The 18,167-nt window shown below is 62.3% G+C and carries 16 protein-coding genes and 1 pseudogene; 10 read left to right on the plus strand and 7 right to left on the minus strand.

Annotated elements, in window-relative coordinates; genetic code table 11:
• From FMM79_RS20470 to FMM79_RS20490, 4 genes are all read left to right on the plus strand, one after another.
• On the plus strand, positions 1–268 hold a 268-nt coding region (locus FMM79_RS20470), incomplete at its 5' end, for an integrase core domain-containing protein (protein ID WP_148625073.1).
• A 73-nt stretch (positions 269–341) separates the two neighbouring features.
• Positions 342–1,079, plus strand: a complete 738-nt coding sequence (locus FMM79_RS20475) for a phytanoyl-CoA dioxygenase family protein (protein WP_371710971.1) — start codon at positions 342–344, stop codon at positions 1,077–1,079.
• A 647-nt stretch (positions 1,080–1,726) separates the two neighbouring features.
• A complete protein-coding gene (locus FMM79_RS20485; protein WP_148629362.1) occupies positions 1,727–2,008 on the plus strand; it encodes a type II toxin-antitoxin system RelE/ParE family toxin in 282 nt (93 codons plus the stop codon).
• A gap of 11 nt (positions 2,009–2,019) precedes the next feature.
• A complete protein-coding gene (locus FMM79_RS20490; RefSeq protein ID WP_162853572.1) occupies positions 2,020–2,307 on the plus strand; it encodes a HigA family addiction module antitoxin in 288 nt (95 codons plus the stop codon).
• A gap of 252 nt (positions 2,308–2,559) precedes the next feature.
• On the opposite strand, the gene FMM79_RS20495 is transcribed toward FMM79_RS20490, so the two are convergent.
• Positions 2,560–3,927 (minus strand): hypothetical protein, encoded by a 1,368-nt coding sequence (locus FMM79_RS20495; protein ID WP_148629363.1) that lies wholly within the window; start codon positions 3,925–3,927, stop codon positions 2,560–2,562.
• 303 nt (positions 3,928–4,230) lie between these two features.
• Between FMM79_RS20495 and FMM79_RS20500 the strand changes: the two genes are divergently transcribed.
• On the plus strand, positions 4,231–4,866 hold the full coding sequence (locus FMM79_RS20500; RefSeq protein WP_148629364.1) for a DUF4304 domain-containing protein: 636 nt from the start codon (positions 4,231–4,233) through the stop codon (positions 4,864–4,866).
• A gap of 264 nt (positions 4,867–5,130) precedes the next feature.
• Here the strand turns inward: FMM79_RS20500 and FMM79_RS20505 are convergent, their stop codons facing one another.
• The 5 genes from FMM79_RS20505 to FMM79_RS20525 all read right to left on the minus strand — a co-directional run bounded on the left by FMM79_RS20505 (position 5,131) and on the right by FMM79_RS20525 (position 9,451).
• Entirely contained in the window at positions 5,131–5,808 is a 678-nt protein-coding gene (locus FMM79_RS20505) for a ZIP family metal transporter (RefSeq protein ID WP_148629365.1), read from the minus strand.
• Between the two features lie 40 nt (positions 5,809–5,848).
• Positions 5,849–6,289 (minus strand): Fur family transcriptional regulator, encoded by a 441-nt coding sequence (locus FMM79_RS20510; protein ID WP_162528576.1) that lies wholly within the window; start codon positions 6,287–6,289, stop codon positions 5,849–5,851.
• A 90-nt stretch (positions 6,290–6,379) separates the two neighbouring features.
• A complete protein-coding gene (locus FMM79_RS20515) occupies positions 6,380–8,395 on the minus strand; it encodes a TonB-dependent receptor (protein ID WP_148629367.1) in 2,016 nt (671 codons plus the stop codon).
• A gap of 89 nt (positions 8,396–8,484) precedes the next feature.
• On the minus strand, positions 8,485–8,871 hold the full coding sequence (locus FMM79_RS20520; RefSeq protein ID WP_148629368.1) for a hypothetical protein: 387 nt from the start codon (positions 8,869–8,871) through the stop codon (positions 8,485–8,487).
• Positions 8,872–8,950: 79 nt separating this feature from the next.
• On the minus strand, positions 8,951–9,451 hold the full coding sequence (locus tag FMM79_RS20525) for a CHAP domain-containing protein (RefSeq protein ID WP_148629369.1): 501 nt from the start codon (positions 9,449–9,451) through the stop codon (positions 8,951–8,953).
• A 379-nt stretch (positions 9,452–9,830) separates the two neighbouring features.
• On the opposite strand from FMM79_RS20525, the gene FMM79_RS20530 reads away from it, so the two are divergent.
• The 5 genes from FMM79_RS20530 (at position 9,831) to FMM79_RS20550 (ending at position 18,052) form a co-directional block, all read left to right on the plus strand.
• Positions 9,831–10,247: a DUF2946 family protein gene (locus tag FMM79_RS20530; protein ID WP_148629370.1), complete on the plus strand. Its 417-nt coding sequence runs from the start codon at positions 9,831–9,833 to the stop codon at positions 10,245–10,247.
• 90 nt (positions 10,248–10,337) lie between these two features.
• The gene (locus FMM79_RS20535; protein ID WP_148629371.1) at positions 10,338–12,662 is read left to right on the plus strand and encodes a TonB-dependent receptor; all 2,325 of its coding nucleotides are present in this window, start codon (positions 10,338–10,340) and stop codon (positions 12,660–12,662) included.
• 2 nt (positions 12,663–12,664) lie between these two features.
• A complete protein-coding gene (locus tag FMM79_RS20540) occupies positions 12,665–14,065 on the plus strand; it encodes a PepSY domain-containing protein (protein ID WP_148629372.1) in 1,401 nt (466 codons plus the stop codon).
• A 514-nt stretch (positions 14,066–14,579) separates the two neighbouring features.
• Positions 14,580–16,157 carry a site-specific integrase gene (locus tag FMM79_RS20545; protein ID WP_240339337.1) on the plus strand — a complete coding sequence of 526 codons (1,578 nt, stop codon included), beginning with the start codon at positions 14,580–14,582 and terminating at the stop codon, positions 16,155–16,157.
• A 59-nt stretch (positions 16,158–16,216) separates the two neighbouring features.
• Positions 16,217–18,052, plus strand: a complete 1,836-nt coding sequence (locus FMM79_RS20550; RefSeq protein ID WP_148629374.1) for a class I SAM-dependent DNA methyltransferase — start codon at positions 16,217–16,219, stop codon at positions 18,050–18,052.
• Here FMM79_RS20550 and FMM79_RS20555 read toward each other — a convergent pair.
• Positions 18,041–18,167: pseudogene (locus tag FMM79_RS20555) on the minus strand (IS630 family transposase); the annotation flags it as partial. The gene FMM79_RS20550 and the pseudogene FMM79_RS20555 sit on opposite strands and share 12 nt — an antisense overlap.

Raw genomic sequence — 18,167 nt, forward strand, 5'->3', positions numbered from 1 at the left:
CTTCACCGGCGTGCTGCGGCGCGAGGGTATCGCCATCAGCATGGACGGCCGCGGCGCCTGGCGCGACAATGTCGTGGTCGAGCGGCTGTGGCGCTCGGTGAAGTACGAGGAAGTCTACCTGCACGCCGACGCATGCGTCAGCGAAGCGCGCAGTTCGATCGGCCGATACCTGGGCTTCTACAACGCCCGGAGACCTCACTCGAGCCTCGGCGGACGTACGCCCGATCAAACCTACTTTGACAATCTGCCACAGGCCGTGGCAGCGTGAATTGGCCGCGACTTGCGGGGCGTCACTCCGGCCGGGCTACGCCCGACCTCCATGACGCCCCGCAGGCGCCAGCTTGAACAACCAAACCGCAGACGATCCACTTATCAAACGTCAAAGGCTGTTCAGACAAACCGAGCCACTTCTCAACGAGCTGCGCCTGGCCGAACATGGCGCACAACTGTTTCGAGGAGCAGCCTTGGCGGATCTGCCGGAATTGGAGGCGGCCATGGATGCGCTGCCGTCCGATCAGGCCGGTATCCGTCTTCATGGGGTGACTGCATTGCACTCCTATCTGGCGCCAACTGGCTCTATCGGCATGATTGCCAGCAAGGCAATTGGCGCCGAGGCAAAGCCCGTGCGCGCAATCCTGTTTGACAAGAGCGCGGCCACCAACTGGTCGCTGGGTTGGCACCAGGACCGAACCATCTGTGCGCGCGAAAGGATCGACGTGCCCGGCTTCGGGCCATGGTCGATCAAGGCTGGCCTGCATCACGTCGCCCCACCCATCGAGCTGCTCTCGCGGATGGTGACGCTGCGGGTGCATATCGATGATGTGCCCGCCACCAATGCTCCTCTGCTGATTGCGCCCGGATCACACAGACGCGGACGCTTGCCGGAATCTTCAGTGGCTCAGGTGGTTGCGGAATGTGGTATCGCTGCCTGCTTTGCCGAGGCGGGTGATGTCTGGGCTTATTCCACGCCTACTCTTCATGCCTCGGAGGCGGCCAGCCATCCCGCCCATCGCCGCGTGCTGCAGGTTGATTTCAGCGCGGATGACTTGCCGGGCGGGTTGGAATGGCTTGGAGTTTAACGCCTCAAACCCGGTCGTTCCCGGCGCCAGATCCGCTCCTTGAAACTTGCCATCCGTTCATTTGCGCCTGGCCGACAACGAATGGCCGGAATCAGGGCTGTCGATCGAGGGCGTGAATAGCCCGGTTGTTGGGGGGAGCGGACTTCAAGGTAGCTTTGAGGCTTCCATAATGTGAGTAGAAAACTGTTCGCCACTGAGCTAGCCTTAGTCACATGCAAGCTTCTGAACCACTTGGTAGCCTTGAAAAGTTCTGGCGCTGGCTGTTTCAGATCTATTTGTGGCTCAGCATTATCCTCTGTCTGCTTGCTGCTGTTGTCATAGCAATGTCGAGTCACGCGGAAAGTGCAACCTTATTCAGTTCCGTACTGGTCTTCGTCGCTGGAATAGGGGTGGCATTCAGCCGCTCCCTTAAGGATATTCGAGAGCCTCGCTGGTGGCACTGGGCCTTAGGAGCAACCCTTGCTTCGCCTGCATTTCTTTTCATCTTTGTCATCAGGTAGAGGCCTGAAGCTAGTCGGCCATGCTGGTCCGATCTGAAGGGCAAAGCGGCCGGTCCGCACTTGGACAGTGGAAATTGAGCTCTGAATGCCTGGGAAGGGTCGGTAAACATCTTGCGTCATGTATCGCAAGATGATACGTATCAGTTCATGATACAGAGCGCTAAAGGCAAGTTGGTTGAACAAGTGTTGACGGGCAAGCCAGGCAAGGGCTTCCCGAACGATATCTTCCGGGCTGCTGTGCGGAAGATGGCTATGCTTGAAGCGGCAGTAAATCTGGACGACTTGCGGTCGCCTCCGGGCAACAGGCTGGAAGCCCTGTCTGATGACCGTGAGGGCCAGCATTCGATCCGGATCAACGACCAATGGCGTATCTGTTTCGTCTGGACCGACAATGGCCCGGAAGACGTAGAGATCGTGGACTATCATTGAAGGGAGTCGTCATGACCATGTTGAAAACCCCGGTCCATCCCGGTGAAATCCTCAAGCATGAGTTCCTTGGGGAGATGGGCATTTCTGCTGGCAAGCTGGCGAAGCATATCCATGTCCCCCGCACCCGCATCGAGCGGCTGTGCGAGGAGAGGACTTCGGTCACGCCGGACACGGCCAAGCGTCTATCCAAGGCACTTGGTACGACGCCGGAGTTCTGGCTCAACCTCCAGACGCATTATGATTTGCTGGTGGATCAGGCCGCCGACATCGAAGAAATTAAGCCGCTGCTGGCGGCTTGATTCTCCAACGCGCGATCGCAACGCCAGCCATGTTCTGCGCTTCGGTCACCTGAAAGCTGCCAAGTCGATTCCGGCCAGGTTTTGGGGGCGTAGATTGGAGAGCTGTCCTTCCGGACCTGGAGATCGAAATTTGGCTGCCGAACGGCCACAATGGGTCGGCAGCTGCCACCTCGGCCGGACGGACAAAGCCGCCGACAGAGCTGCCGTTTGTCGCATTGGTTGGGCTCGCTACAAGCTGCCGTTGGTTCACCATCAATGCCGCAGATCACCGAGCCCAAGTTCGTTCCACATCCAGGTGAAGTCATAGCTGGCCATTGGGTCGCCAGCGCCCGCTTTCGCTGCGCCATTTTCGAGATATTTGAGCCAGTCGGCGACCTTGGTCCGGCCGGCCTTGATACGGGACAGCGCACGGGGCGTCTTGTCTCCGAGTGCGGGCACGGCTTCATCAAGCGTCCGCGCGTATTCGCGGGTCATCATGTCGTGGATGAATCGTTCCATTTCCCCCTGCGGGATTTCCAGACCTTCATCCGGTTCAGCGCGCGCGGCATCATCGGCCATGGCCTGCGATAACGTGCGGATTTCGGTCAGCGGTGCACCGACGCTATCGCCCAGCCATGCGCCCATCTGTTCGATCGCCCGCTTCGCGCGTTCGGCGCTGTTCACCTCCACGATCAGCTTGCGGCCCGCGAGTTCCACATTAGCGAAAACGGGCGTGCCATCATCCATGCTGGTCACGAGAGCCTGTTTGCCCTTGACCGGCTTCCGGGCCTTTTCCGGCGGTGCCAGCCAGTTCCAGAATGTCTCGCTGGCGGGCGACAACCATTCCGCCGCGTTCAGCCTTCGCGAGACGCTCCTGCCGATCACACCCTTTGCCAAAGGGAAAAGGATCCGGTGAAAGACAAGGTCGTCGCCATCGGCGTTGACCAGTTCGGGTTCACCGCCGGGCATGGCCTTGCCCAGGCAATCCAGTAACCAGATGTTGGTGAACATCGGTGCGGACGCGTGCAGCAATGCATCCCGGTCTGACGGGTCAAATCCGGCCGCGTGTGGCGGCTCTTCAGCAAGCCGGGCAAACGTATCGATCAGCCGTGCGGCACCCTCCGGGCTGAACGGCAGCAGCGCTCCGGAAATGCCAAGTCGCCCGCTCACATTTACGACGCGCGCGGCAATCTTGTCCCAGTTGACCAGAGTCCGGGTCGCGCTGTGCTCCCGCACCGTCACCGGGGCGATGTCTCGCAGCAGGTCGCGCAGGGTCATGGCCTCGCCGGGGACAACTTCGCTGACCTCGTAGAGCGACATGGTGCTGTCCCGCAGCGCCCGCATGTACGCCTTGTTCGGTGCCTTCTCGTTCCAGCCCCGGCGCTTGAGGTAATCTTCGACCAGATTGCGCCCGTCCGGCTCCAGCCCCTGCGTCAGCAGATCCTCGAAGGCACAGCCCCACAGCGGCCCCTCCCAGTGATCGCCGATGACTTCGAACACGGCATCGGGATCGAGCCCGGTCGCCTCGCACGTCGGGCCGAGATGCGCCGACAACATTTCGTCCATCGCTTCGTCCCAAGGCTCGCGGCCCGCAAATTTCATCAGACCGGAAAGGTCATGAGCGGACTTCAATCGCGACATTCCTGGAAGCCTTTCGCATCGAGGCGATGAGCCACCCCGATAGACGGTGCCTCGCGTGTTTCCAAGTTGCCCTGCTACCTTCATGCATCAGGGAATGGATCGCCTTGGGGGGTGACAGACAGAATCGCCTGAAAACCGGTCGTTCCCGGCGCCAGGACCGCTCTTTGGAATCTGCCATCCGTTCATTTGCGCCAAGCCGACAACGAACGGCCGGAAATAGGACTGTCGATCGGGGCCCGAATGGCCCGGTTGTTGGGGGGAGCGGACATTGCGGAAGAGCCTGGGAAAGGGCATCAAAAGTCGATGGCCGGACCACACGACAAAATTATCGCTCATGCCGCTAGATCGGAGCTTGCGCCGCTCGGTTTCCAACGCAAAGGCCAATCCCGCACCTGGACTGCAGATCACAGTTGGTGGGTCACAGTCGTGGAATTTCAGCCAAGCTCGTGGAGCAAAGGCAGCTATCTCAATGTCGCTGCCCACTGGCTTTGGTCCGGTCTTGATCACATAAGCTTTGATTTCGGCGGACGCCTTGAAGAGCATGTTGAATTCGCATCAGAAATGCAGTTCACGGAAGAAGCGACCCGACTAGCTCAAGGCGCCAAACAAGAGGCACTGCGGCTCTCCAATTTATTCGTTTCACCATCCGCTACCGCAGAGATTCTGCTTTCCGAAGTGCGTAAGACTAACAGCCACGCGTGGATGGCCTATCACGCCGGCGTTATGGCGGGGGTGGCCGGCCTCAGCGCTGATGCGAATGAGATGTTTGTTCGTGTGTCGAGCGGCTTTGCGCAACCCGATTCGGCCTTAGCGCAGGCCGCCAAACATATGGCAGCGCTAGTTGAGGAGCCGGAACGATTTCGGGATGAAGCTAACTCGCTGATCGCGATGCATCGCGCTTCATTGCGATTGCCAACATTGCCGATCGGCCCGTTCTGATGTCCGCTCTGTTGGCGCATCCGGAATGGCGGATTCCCGGTTAAAATGTTGAAATGCTGCCCATCGCTCTCGGTCCGGGCGGGCCGGCGGTGGTCGCCTGAATAGCCGTCGTTCGAAGCCCAAATTCCAGGCCTCAAAACCTTCCCTACGTTCACCGAATTTCCGGTGAGCCAGAATGCCTGGCCGGAGACTTTTCAGCCGTCTTGAGCAGCGGTGGTCGTCGACCGCCGTCCGCAGAAACGAACATTGGATCGTAGGATGCCTTCAAGGCAGCAGATGAGCGATGCATCCCATAGCGATTAGACCGGACACGCTCGCAAAAGAATTGAGCCAGGTTGAGGCGGAACCAAGGCTCTTGGGAAGAATCTCGCAGGCACCGATATAGAAAAACCCACCGGCAAAGAGCGCAAGCATTTCCGAAAAAGTATGTGCGTCGATTGCCACGGCCTGTCCGATGGCGGCGCCGACGAGCGGCGCGATGGCGTTGGCAAGCAGCCAGCCGTGCAGCCGCTTCGAGTTCTCGGTCAGGCTCAACCCCACCATGTTGGCCCCATCGGCAAGATCATGAGCAAGGACGCCGGCCGCAATCAGCCATCCCGTGACGCTGGAAACCTGAAAGGCGAGACCAATTCCCAGCCCGTCGATCAGGCTGTGCGTGACCAGCGTCATCCGGCCGACCGTTCCCGTACTCCGGATGCGGTGGAGCAGCAAATATGCCGCAAAGCCCGCGGCGACGAGTGGGAAGATATTCGCCGCCCCGCTACCTCCGGTCCCGGTGCGAAGTGCCGTAGGCAGCAAGTCGAGCAACGCCAAACCCACCATGGAGCCGCCGGTCAGCGCGAACACGAAAGCCCGTCGCCTCACAAAGCGCCAGGTCAAGATGCCGCCACTGTAGGTAGACAGGCCCGCTGCCAAGCCAAGCACGATCGGCAGATAGGTCATGTTATCGCGTGTTGGCAGGCGCGCAGTCGATCCGGCGCCATCAACCGGCCCCGCCACGATCGGCCAGTTCGCAGCGGGCGCAGCGTCCGGTGGCTTCGATCGAGAGGCGCGGCGAAGCGAAGCCGGCGTGTTTCATAGCCGCGTTTAATGCGTCAACAGCGTGGGACGCAGGAATGCTCGAAAGCCCCCCGCAGGAGTCGCAGATCGCATGGATACACTTTTCCACAATGCGAATACGGTAGGCCGAGAGCATTTCGATGCGCTCGATTTCACCCTGATCAAGCAGCCGCTTCAACGCGCGATAGATGGGCGGAGGCGCGACCGTCTTTCGTTCGTCCCGCAGGGCGGCAATGATCTGGTAGGCGCTTAGCGGCGCCGCTGCCCGGGCGAGCGCGGCGAGGACGAGTTCGTCGAGTTGCGCTGCGGGTATCCGGTGCTGGCGCGACCTTTCTTGCCGAGGTTCGCGCCCCGTTGTCGGCAAGTGCCCCGTGGATGGCGGACTTTGCGGCATGACCCTGACCAGACCGGCCGCCTGCCCAGAGCATTGCGCTCCGGACAGGCGGCACCGGTCCTACATCGCCACGCGCACGACGAAGCGCACGTTGCGGCCGGGCATGACGACGTCCGCCCGGTTGAGCGCGGCGGCGTCGCGCTGGACGTCGTCGGTCAGGTTCTGGCCGATGATCGCAAACTCGATGCCGCGGTTTTGTTCGAACGGACGCCAGGCGATCTTGGCGTTGAGGTTGTAATAGGACGGGGTCGGGGTGTCGAAGGCGCCGAACTTGTCCTGCCTGCCGAAGTAGGTGAGGTCCATCCCGGCATCGAGGCTGTCACCCTTCCAGTTGAGGCCGCCGCCGATGCGGTAGGGCGGGATGCGCGGAACGTTGCCGGCCCCATTGTCGAAGGTCGCGCGCACGTAGTCGCCGAGGACATGGAACTGGAACGTGCCGCTGTCGGTCCGGACGACGTCGAAGAAAGCCTCGCCCTCAAGCCCGCGGAAATGCGCGTTCTGCTGACGGTAGAACAGTTCCTTCAGCTCATTGGCATCCCCCTCGACGCACACCCCGTCGTCATCGCAGGTCCGTCCTGTGAGGTCGCCATGGATGTAATTGTGGAACCAGGTGCTGTAGATGCTGCCGTCGAAGTGGAACCGGCCGGAATTGAAACGCAGGCTCGCCTCGATCGAGTTGGCGCGTTCGACCTTGAGCGTGGGGTCGCCGGTCTCGAAAGTCTGCGGCCCGTCATGCCCGCCGCGCGCGAACAGTTCGGTCTGCGCGGGCGCGCGCCCGGTGCTGGAGAAGGTCAATCCCAGCTTGAGCGACGGTGTCGCGGTCCACAGCGCGCCGATCGCGCCGCTGATGGGCGTGAAGCTTGTCTTGGTGAAGACATCGTCCTTGGGCGTGCCTTCCACGCTCACGTGCTCGACGCGCCCGCTCGCCTGCAGCTTTACGGAGTCTCCCAATGGCAGGTCCGTGAAGAAATAGCCTGCCTCGCTTTCCGTCAGCGTCGGGAACAGATAGGCAGCGTCCTCGCCGACCGCCGAGAACCGGCGATGCACATATTCGCCGCCGATCGCGGTGTTGGCGAAGGGGCCGATCGCGCCGAGCAGCAGTTCGGGATGGACATCCCATTCCTTGTTGCGGAAGGTGGTTGCAATCGTTCCGTCTTCCGCGATCTCGCTATGCTTGTAGTTGGCGTAGCTGCCGTCGAGGGTGAGGCGGAGGTCTCCTCCCAGATCGAACGACGAGCGCGTCATCACCTTGGTCTGCTTCATGTCGATGTGCGACGTGTCGGCCGGAATGCCGTAAGTCGCGTCGTACTGGGTCACCCCCACGCCGACATGGCTGCCGCCGAAGAAATACGACCCGCCGAGCGAGCCGCCGTGCGCATGGGCGAAGGAATTGTCGAGCGTGCCGAGCGGCGTGTCATAGTCGTCCGCGTGGCGATAGAAGCCATCGGCGTGCAGCACGAAATCGCCCAGTTTCGCATCGACCAGCGCCGATGCCTCAGGCGCGTTTGACACGGTATCATAATCGCCATTGAGCTCGAAGCTGAGCGGTTTGCTCGGCAAGCTTATGGGCACGCGGTCGTTGAGCACGTTAACGACGCCGCCGATCGCCTGGCTGCCGTAGCGCAGCGTGCCGGCGCCGCGCACGACCTCGATGCTGCGCGCGGCGAGCGGGTCGATCGGCACGCCGTGGTCGGGGCCGATGTCGGACACGTCCGAGGCGCTGGTGCCGTCCTCCAGAATGCGGACGCGGTTGGCATCCATGCCGCGGATGATCGGTCGGCTTGCGCCGGCAGCAAAGCCGGTCGCGGAAACGCCGGGCACGTTGGATAGCGCGTTGGCGATGCTGGCACCGCCGCTGTCGACGATCTGATCGCGGTCCACCTTGGCCACGATCGCGGGGGTGGAATCCTGCAGCGCGGCAAAGGGCGACGCGGTGACGACGATCTCGTTGTGAGAGGTTGTATCTCGCGCCGCCTGCGGTGCGGCGGCCGAACCAGCGGCGTCCGCATCCTGTGCGAAGGCGAGCGAAGGGGCTAGGACAGCAAGAGCTGCACCTGTCAGAAGCATGTTGCGCATTTCTGGTAATCTCCATGAACCTTGACGAGCAACACGCCGGCTTGCCCGCGTGCGCCCGGATTTGCGCCTTTCGGCGCATGTATTCGCGATCAAGGGTTGGAGTGAGGCGGCCCGCGCGGATGGCGCGACGGCAGTCCGCGCTGCAGGTGAATGGCCGCCAGACGGGCTGTCGCCGGGATCTGAAGAATCGCGGCGCCGTCACCGACATGCGAAACCGGAGGCGGGGTTGTGTAGTGACCCGCCATGGCCCGTTCCTGACACAGCAGGCACGGAGGGGACGCATTGTGCCCGGAACCCACTTCCAGCGACGAAGCCGGTTCCGCTGCGCGGCCCGAAACGAGCCCCCCGCTCCAATCGCCGCGCCCGTGCAGATGCGTCTGCACAAGCAGCGACTGGAACATCAGGCCGATCGCAGCGAACAGGACGAGCCCAAGCCGCCAGCGGGCCCCGTCAGAATGAGCGAAGTGTGCGTTCACGAAGGTCGGCGCGCCTTGTGGTGGGGGGAAGCAGTAGTGACGTAATGTTATGACATATCAATAGCGCGCGTCAACCCACTCATCCTCCGGGGACGTTCCGCAGGGCAGCTTCCGGCTGATCGGCGCGTGCGATCTCGATCGGCGATGGTGCTGGTGACACGTTTTCCGCGTTTGGATAGATAAAACCTCGGACCGGGTTTGAGCGCGCACCCAGGCCGCCGATGGGGGCGTAGAAAATGCGCACGAGGCTCCAGTCACCGTCGGAGGATACGTCTTCGGCAAGGACACGATGCTCGATCATCCCCGGCGCTGACCAATTGGCATGATCGATGAGGACGTGGCGTGCATCCACAACCTCATCGATCACCGCGACGTGGCCCAAAGGCATGGCATTGGTGGCGGCAAAGGCAATGACCGCGCCGGCCTTGGGAATCGAACCCCGCTGATAGCGGCCCTTGGCCTGCTGCCACCAAGTCCTGGCATCGCCGTGGATTTCAATGCCGGAGAGACGGCGCGCGTAAGGCACGCATTGCAGATGCGCCGAGGCTTCGCCGGTCATTGCGGCCCAGAGCAGCACCATGAGCCCGACACGCCTTACAAGCGTGGCCCAACGCATCGTGCCGCCACCACCGTCGATCTTGCTGCTTGTCCGGCACGAACTGGCCTCATAGCCGCGTGGCGACGTCGCTATCCGAACCCTCACGTAAACTCCCGTGCCCGATCGGCCATGATCGTTATGAGATAACGTCACATGCGAAAAGGACTCCCACGCTCCGATTGTCCGATGGCTTACCCCATTGATCGCAAAGCCGGCCGGCCGTCGGCTAACGACTGGGATGGGTGCCATCGCCGATGGCGGTTCTTGTTCGCATGGTTATGAAAACTGATGACCGGAGCGCGTACTTCGGAGCATCGAGACGCGTGACATTCGACAAGGGCATGGCTAAGGGCGCGGCTGGATGGGGCTCATTCGCAACCTGCTTCGCGATCATCGCGCCCTGACCATGCTGGTCGTGGCCCTGGCGCTATGCGTGAAAGCGGTTGTTCCGCCGGGCTATATGCTTGGCGGCGCAGCGGGCGGCAAGACGCTCACGGTCCAGCTCTGTTTCGGCGGCATCGAGCATCGATCCATCGAACTCGCCGTCCCGCCATCCGGCAAGGACGGGAGCGGCAAGTCGGGGCATGACAGCATGCCCGATGCGCATTGCCCCTATACCTCGCTCAGCATGGCGGCTGATAGCGGCGTCGATCTGCCCCTGCTCGCCATCGCGCTGGCATTCATCATTGCGACCGGCTTCGCGCCGCTTTCCCTGGTCCTGCCGAAGCGGGCAGACCATATCCGCCCACCGCTGCGCGGGCCGCCCTCGTTTTCCTGACACGATAACCGACAATTCCGCGCACGAAGTGCGCAGCGCATACGCGGGCCTGCCGTGCCGGTCCACGCATGCATCGTTCAGGAAAATTTCATGAAGACCTCCCTTATTGCGGTGGCGGCCGTTCTTGTCACCGCCACGCCCGCTCTTGCCGATGAGGCTGACGATTCCGGCACCGATTCGAGCGACGCGATCCTCGTTGTCGGCCAGCATCAGCGCCAGATCGAAATAGAACCGCGCGGCCTGGCCGTGAGCCTTGGCGACGAACAGTTCGCCGGGATCAACGCCTTCAACACCGAAGACCTGATGAAGTACGCGCCGGACTTCTTCGTGCGCAAACGCTATTCCGGCGACAGCAATGGCGTTCCCGGCTTCCGGGGCACACATTCGACCCAGAGCGCACGCACGCTGGTGATGGTCGATGGCTTCGTCGTCTCCAACTTCCTCGGCAACAGCTTCACCTATTCGCCCAAGTGGGGCGTGGTTGGCCCCGGCGAGGTGCAGCAGTTCGACATCGTCTACGGCCCCTATTCCTCGCGCTATGTCGGCAACTCCATGGGCGGCATCGTCAACATCACCACGCGTGAGCCCAGGGGCACCGAGGCTTTCGTCAATGTGCAAGGGTTCGTGCAGCCCTATCGGCAGTTCAGTACCAGGGAAAATTATTGGGGCGGATCGGTCGAGGGCGGTTTCGGCCTCAAGCAGAAGGACGGGCCCTGGTCGCTGCGCGTCACTGGGCGTTACTTCAGGAACGAAGGCCAGCCGATGGGCTTTTACGGCCTGGCGCCGGGCGGCGCGGCCGGCCCAGTCGTGACCGGCGCGGTGGTTGATCCCAAGCAACAGGAAGCCGCCGCCGCCGGCACCGGCATTGCCGGCGCACCGGGCACCGCGACCAAACCGATCTTCGCGGCCCAATCGCCCGCGCTGATCACCCAGAAACAGGCCAAGGCGCGGATTGGGTATGACGACGGCACGATCACCGGCGAACTGCTGTTCGCCTATTGGAACAACCGCGACGACCAGCACAAGCCCGACTGCTATCTGCGCGATGCAGCCGGACACGCGGTGTGCGGCGATACGCAGGTCACCTTTGGCGGCGTCAACTACAAGGCGGCGGGCGCGAACTGGTCACGCACCGAGCGCGACGAATACCTGCTGGGCGGGAAGGTCGCCGCTGATCTCGGCAGCGGCTGGGATGCACGGCTGGCGCTGTCGACCTACCAGATCGCGCGGCAGAAGGGCTGTACCTCGAATGGCTACGACAACGGTGAGAACGGCGGGCCCGGCAAGCTTTCCGAAGCCGGGCCGACCGGCTGGTACACCGGCGACCTGACGATCGAACGCAAGGGCGCCGTCAATGACGTCGCCTTGGGCGCAACCGCCAGCTTCTACCGGATCGACACGCTCAACACGACGCTTGCCAACTGGACCAGCGATACCGGCAAGGCTTTCTCGTCCGAAACCTACGGCAAGACACGGATCCTGTCGGGCTGGGCCGAGGACGTGCTGCACCTGTCGCCCACCGCGCAAGTCACCGCCGGGCTGCGCTTCGATGACTGGCGCGCCTATGACGGCGGGCTGGGGCGGCTCGGCACCACGGCCCCCAATGTCGGGCTGCCGGTCTACAACAGCTATGCCAGCCGGCATGAGACCGCGCTTAACCCGACGCTCTCGGGACAGGTCGATCTGGGCGGTACGCTGGTCCAGCTTAGCCTTGCGATGGCGACGCGCTTTCCGACCGTGGGCGAGCTGTTCCAGGGCAGCCTCAACGGCGACGGCACGTTCAACCTCGACAGCTTCGATCCGAATCTGAAGCCAGAGCGCAGCAAGGACGCCAACCTGCTGGTCAGCCGCGCTTTCGGCCCGGTCAAGCTGACGGGATCGCTGTTCTATCAGCGGGTCGAGAACACGATCTTCCAGTTCTTCGGCTTCAACCAGAACGGGGTATCGATCAGCAACTACAAAAACATCGACCTGACCCGGCAATGGGGCCTCGAAGGCATTGTTGAAACGCATGACTGGCCCGTCGCGGGCATGGCTTTCGAAGGCAATGTGGCGTGGATCGACAGCAAGACGCTGCGCAATCCCTCGGACCCGGCATCGGAAGGCGTGCAGTTCCCGCGCATCCCCTATTGGCGGATCAACGCGAACCTGCGCTACGACTTCACCGACAAGGTGCAGGGATCGCTGGGCATGCGCTATGCCAGCCGCCCCAATACAGATCTCGACGGCACGCAGCGCGGCGATACCTTCGGCTACACGTCGGAACTGTTCGCGCTCGATGCCCGGCTCAACTGGCAGCTTGATCCGCACCTGCGCCTGTCCGCCGGGGTCGACAACATCACCAACGACCGGGCCTGGGTCTATCATCCTTATCCGCAGCGGACCTTCGTGGTCGAAGCCGGCTGGAAACTCTGATCATGGAACGAACCGCCATCTACCGCACCGTGTGGCGCTGGCATTTCTATGCCGGCCTGCTGGTGCTGCCGCTGATGATCGTGCTCTCGCTCTCGGGCGCGCTCTACCTGTTCAAGCCGCAAGTCGAGCGCTGGGAGGAACGCGCCTTTCACGGGCTCCCAACTGACCACGCCGCAACGCCCTCCGCGCAGCTTGCCGCGGCGATGGCGGCGTTGCCGGAAGCGGGGTTCGCTTCCTACCGTCTGCCGGAGCGGGCGGGCGACGCCGCCATGGTGCACCTCGCTCTGCCGAAGGGGCAAGGCATGCGCGACGTGTTCGTCTCGCCGCAGGGCAAGGTACTGGGCGTGCTCGACCCGGACCAGCGGATCATCGCCATGGACCGCAAGATCCATGGCCAGCTCCTGCTCGGGCGAAGCGGTAGCTGGCTGGTCGAACTGGCGGCAAGCTGGGCGATCGTGATGATCGCCACCGGGCTCTACCTGTGGTGGCCGAGGGACCGGGCGCTCGCCGGCATCGTCTGGCCGCGCCTGGGCCGGGGGAGCCGGACCTTCTGGCGCGATCTGCACGCTGTGACCGGCTTCTGGGTTTCTGGGCTCGCGCTCGTCCTTCTCTTCACTGGACTGCCCTGGGCCGATGCCTGGGGCAGCGCCTTCAAGGCGGTGCGGCAGGAGATGGGCTGGCTGAAAGGCGCGCAGGACTGGACGATCGGCGGCCGGCCTGCTGATGCAGCGGGCCTCCACGCCGAACACGATCACGGCGCGATGATGGCGGCGACGCCCGCCGCCTCCATGACAGGCAGGACAGCGCCCGATCCGGCGCTGTTCGATGCGATGGTTGGACATGCCGAAACCGCCCATCTCGCCTTCCCCGTGCTGGTCGTCCCTCCGGGCGCGCCCGCCGGCGAGGGTGGAAGCGGCAAGCCTTCGCCGGATTGGGTGGTGAAGTCCGATGCCCAGAACCGGCCGCTGCGCGTCACGATCCGCTACGATGCGGCGAGCGGCCGGCTGCTCTCGCGCGAGGATTTTTCCGACCGCCAGATCCTCGACCGGATCGTCGGCTATGGCGTCGCCTGGCACGAAGGCCAACTGTTCGGCTGGATCAACCAGTTGATCGGGCTGACGACTGCCGTCATGCTCATCACCATCACTGTCTCCGGGTTCGTGATGTGGCGCCGCCGCAAGCCGGCAGGGGAACTCGGCGCGCCGCCTGCCCCGGCCAACACGCGATGGCCCGGCGGGTGGGGATTTCGTGTGCTAGCGCTGTTCCTGATACTGTGGCTGCCATTGTTCGCTGCATCGGTCGCGATCCTGTGGCCGCTCGACCGCCTGGTGATCGAGCGGCTGCCGAGCATTGCGCGATGGCTGGGGCGGCCAACTCGGGGCAAGGGTACGACATGGCACTGATTGATGGACCCAGTGATTGTCAGGTTGAGGAGGCAAAATGCGGCTTCTAGCGGCAGCTTAACGCCACTCGCGCGCAGAAACCTGCCGTTCCGGATCGTCCAACGTAGCTGTCATTCGCACGGCCTCAAATCGGGCTATGAACGAACGTCGGCTATGGCCAGTTCGGTGGCGTACAGAGACCTGCCGGTTTCGTCCCACAGAGCGGCCATTGTTCGCCCTCAGCCCATCCTTTGGGATGGATTGCCGAAGACGCAACAAGATGGGCATGGACAAATAATATTGGTCAGTTCAATATAAGAATATGTCACCATTCAGGGTATGCGTGGGCGAAAATGTGGGAATTAAATCGGCATATCGTGAAATAGCGCGTTAATTCGCGGATAGAATGGGGTTTTATTATTCCCACCCTCTCCGCCACGGGCCTCCGAAACCCGCAGAAACCCTAGAGAACGCTGATTTCCTTCGCTTTTCAAACTGCCTCAGGTACAAGCGGCAGGTACACATGGCGATTAGAATGGCGAAGCTAAGCCGAACGCCCACAGGTCTCTGGACGTCGCGTAAGGTGATCCCCGCCGACGTGCGGACTGCCTACGGAAAGCGTGAAGAAAAGCCGACTTGGCCCGCATCCCTGACGCAAGGGCAGGCGCGTGCAGAGTTTGGAGCATGGCTGACTTCGGTCGAGGAGCGGATAGCGGCTTTGCGCTCTAGCAATGACGACGGGCCCGCTGTCGACCTGACGGAACGCCAGTCGCGCGCGCTGGCTGGAGAATGGTACCAGCAACTTGAGGCCGAGTACGGCGATGATCCGGGCGACGAGATCGGCTGGGAGGTGCAGCGTGAGCAGCTCTATCCATCTGACGAGAGTAGGGCTGCCGCGTTGGACAATCTCCCCTTTGAGGGCCCGTGGCGGATCACGCCGTATCTCAAGAAGGAAGCCAGCCGCTTGCTGGAACATGAGCGCCTGCAGGTAACCGAAAGGGCGGAGGAGCGCCTCCAGCAGGACATGGCTGACCTGTTTATTTCGTTCTGCGATTTGATGATGCGGCGCACTCGTGGCGACTACGGCAAGGATCCTGTGCTCGCCATGTTACCAAAGTGGCAGCCAGCTCAGCCGGTCGAGCCTTCTATCTCATCCGATGCGCCAATCATGAGCATGTTCGATGGATATGTCGATGAACGCAAACCGTCTGCGGCAACGGTGAAAGCATGGAGGCGATTCTTGCGGCACCTGTCTGAGTTTTTGGACAGCAAACCAGCCGCGAGCGTCACTCCCGACGACATCATAAGCTGGAAAGACTACCTGCTTCGGGAGCCGAAGAAGGATGGGCAGCCACGGTCGCCGAAGACAGTACGTGAGACTTATCTCGCCGCAGCCAAGGCTGTTTTCGGGTGGGCGAAGGAGAACCGGAAGGTCGCCGATAACCCTGTGGTCGGCGTTACAGTCCGGGCCGGTAAGCGGGTGAAGGTTCGAGAGCGCGGGTTTACGAGCGATGAAACCCAGATCATCCTCAGGGCCACCCTCGACCCCGTTCCGCCTCGGTTCACACGGCAGACCGCGCTGGCACGACGGTGGGTGCCGTGGCTCTGCGCCTATTCCGGTGCGCGCGTGAACGAGATCACCCAGCTCCGCAAACAGGATATCTTCAGGCGCGACGGCGTGTGGGTGATGAACATCACTCCCGAAGCTGGCAGTGTGAAAAACGATGAAGCACGTCTCGTTCCACTCCATTCGCATCTGCTCGATCAGGGATTCGTCGCGTTGGTAGAGAGCAGCAAGGATGGCCCGCTCTTCTACGATCCCTCAAGGGGTCGAGGGGGCTCCGACGGGAACCCGCAGTACAAGAAAATGGGTGAGCGGCTGGCCTCTTGGGTGCGATCCCTCGGGGTTTCCGACCCCCACGTAGCGCCTAACCACGGCTGGCGTCACAGGTTCAAGACAATCGCTCGCAGCGTGGGGATGGATCCCGAGGCGCGGAGCGTGATCCCCGGCCACGCATTGGATACGGAGGGGGAGCGGTACGGCGAATGGCCGATCCCGCAACTCGCCGTCGAGATCGAACGCTTACCCCGTATTATCCTCAACCCGGACTAGCGGGGTTGCCTTCCCGTTCGGCCACCGGTTAACTGAGCGTCGAACGGGGAAATATCGAAATGAATCAGCAAGCACTGTCGGCCTTCATCTGGTCCGTCGCAGACCTCCTGCGCGGCGATTACAAGCCAGCCGATTACGGCTCGGTCATCCTGCCCTTCACGGTCCTTCGTCGCCTCGACTGCGTCCTGGAGGGCACCAAGGCGGATGTCTTGGCCGAATACGACCTCCGCGAAAAGTCGGGTCTGAACCCCGAACCGTTCCTGCGCCGCAAGGCGGGCGTCAGCTTCTACAACACCTCCCCGATGGACCTCGGCAAGCTGCTGGGCGATCCCGATAACATCGCCGCGAACCTGACGTCCTACGTTCAAGGCTTCTCGCCCGAAGTGCGCGACATCTTCGAGAAGTTCGAGTTCCACAACCAGATCGACAAGCTGGCCCGCGCCAAGCTGCTGTTCCTCGTCACGGAAAAGTTCGCAGGGATCGACCTTCACCCCGACAAGGTGTCGAACAACCAGATGGGCTATGTGTTCGAGGAACTCATCCGCAAGTTCGCGGAGGCCTCGAACGAGACGGCAGGCGACCACTTCACCCCGCGTGAGGTCATCCGCCTCATGGTCAACTTGCTCTTCGTCGAGGATGACGATGTCCTGTCGAAACCCGGCGTCGTGCGGACGATCTATGACCCCACCGCAGGCACCGGCGGGATGCTTTCGGTGGCCGAGGAGCATTTGGCAGAGCTGAACCCCGGCGCGCGGCTGACGATGTCGGGGCAGGAGCTGAACCCGGAATCCTACGCCATCTGCAAGGCGGACATGCTCATCAAGGGGCAGGACGTCTCCAACATCGCCTTCGGCAACACGCTGTCGGACGATGGGCATCACGGCCAAACCTACGACTACATGCTCGCCAACCCGCCATTTGGCGTGGAGTGGAAGAAGGTCGAGAAGGAAGTCCGCAAGGAACACGAGAGCCAAGGCTATAACGGTCGCTTCGGCCCCGGCCTGCCGCGCGTGTCGGATGGATCGCTGCTGTTCCTGATGCACATGCTTTCGAAGATGCGGCCTGCGACTGAGGGTGGTTGCCGGTTCGGCATCGTTCTGAACGGCTCCCCGCTGTTCACCGGAGGGGCTGGCAGTGGCGAGAGTGAGATCAGGCGCTACATGCTGGAGAACGATCTGGTGGAGGCCATCGTCGCCCTGCCTACGGACATGTTCTACAACACCGGCATCGCTACCTATGTCTGGATCGTCTCGAACCGGAAGCCTGCCAGCCGCAAGGGGCAGGTGCAGCTGATTGACGGTTCGGCATTCTGGCAGAAGATGCGTAAGTCCCTCGGCTCCAAGCGCAAGGAGATGGATGAGGAACAGATCCGCCGGATCACCCAGCTTTTCGGTCGTGCCGAGGAGGCGCAGATCGCCACCGTGCTGGACGCGGACGGCAAGGAAGTGGGCCGCGAAATCGTCTGGGCGGGCGAGCAAGCCCCGCAGGCTCCCGAGGGCGGCAAGGTGAAGCTCGCCCCGCTCTCGCGCCTCTTCCCCAACAGTGCTTTCGGATACCGCACGATTACCGTCGAGCGCCCGCAGCGGGATGAGGATGGCAATGTGGTGCTGGGCCAGCGCGGCAAAGCCAAGGGTAGGCCGCAACCTGACAGCGCTCTGCGTGACACCGAGAACATCTCGCTGGACGAGGATGTTGACGCCTACTTCACCCGCGAAGTCCTGCCCCATGCTGAGGACGCGTGGATCGACGAGAGCAAGACGAAGGTGGGCTACGAGATTCCCTTCAACCGCCAGTTCTACGTCTTCGAGCCACCCCGGGCACTGGAGGAGATCGACGCGGACCTCAAGCAAGTGACCGATCGGGTCAAGAAAATGATCGAGGAACTAGTGGATTGATTCCAACGTTTGGTGCCCGCGCCTGACAGCGGCGATGATGTCGTGGGGGTCGGCTTTCCAGACGAAGGGACGCGGATCCTCGTTGTGCTCTTTGATGAAGCGGTTGATGGCTGCC

The organism is Novosphingobium sp. BW1 (genome assembly GCF_008107685.1).
In the GTDB taxonomy this organism is placed as follows: Bacteria; Pseudomonadota; Alphaproteobacteria; order Sphingomonadales; family Sphingomonadaceae; genus Novosphingobium.

Bases quoted from the DNA above. Each gene is read 5' to 3' on its own strand.
- FMM79_RS20525 (WP_148629369.1), bottom strand. From the start codon at position 9,451: ATGGTGCTGCTCTGGGCCGCAATGACCGGCGAAGCCTCGGCGCATCTG.
- FMM79_RS20530 (WP_148629370.1), top strand. From the start codon at position 9,831: ATGGGGCTCATTCGCAACCTGCTTCGCGATCATCGCGCCCTGACCATG.
- FMM79_RS20505 (WP_148629365.1), bottom strand. From the start codon at position 5,808: ATGACCTATCTGCCGATCGTGCTTGGCTTGGCAGCGGGCCTGTCTACC.
- FMM79_RS20535 (WP_148629371.1), top strand. From the start codon at position 10,338: ATGAAGACCTCCCTTATTGCGGTGGCGGCCGTTCTTGTCACCGCCACG.
- FMM79_RS20515 (WP_148629367.1), bottom strand. From the start codon at position 8,395: ATGCGCAACATGCTTCTGACAGGTGCAGCTCTTGCTGTCCTAGCCCCT.
- FMM79_RS20490 (WP_162853572.1), top strand. From the start codon at position 2,020: ATGACCATGTTGAAAACCCCGGTCCATCCCGGTGAAATCCTCAAGCAT.
- FMM79_RS20500 (WP_148629364.1), top strand. From the start codon at position 4,231: ATGGCCGGACCACACGACAAAATTATCGCTCATGCCGCTAGATCGGAG.
- FMM79_RS20495 (WP_148629363.1), bottom strand. From the start codon at position 3,927: ATGTCGCGATTGAAGTCCGCTCATGACCTTTCCGGTCTGATGAAATTT.
- FMM79_RS20485 (WP_148629362.1), top strand. From the start codon at position 1,727: ATGATACAGAGCGCTAAAGGCAAGTTGGTTGAACAAGTGTTGACGGGC.
- FMM79_RS20545 (WP_240339337.1), top strand. From the start codon at position 14,580: ATGGCGAAGCTAAGCCGAACGCCCACAGGTCTCTGGACGTCGCGTAAG.
- FMM79_RS20540 (WP_148629372.1), top strand. From the start codon at position 12,665: ATGGAACGAACCGCCATCTACCGCACCGTGTGGCGCTGGCATTTCTAT.
- FMM79_RS20550 (WP_148629374.1), top strand. From the start codon at position 16,217: ATGAATCAGCAAGCACTGTCGGCCTTCATCTGGTCCGTCGCAGACCTC.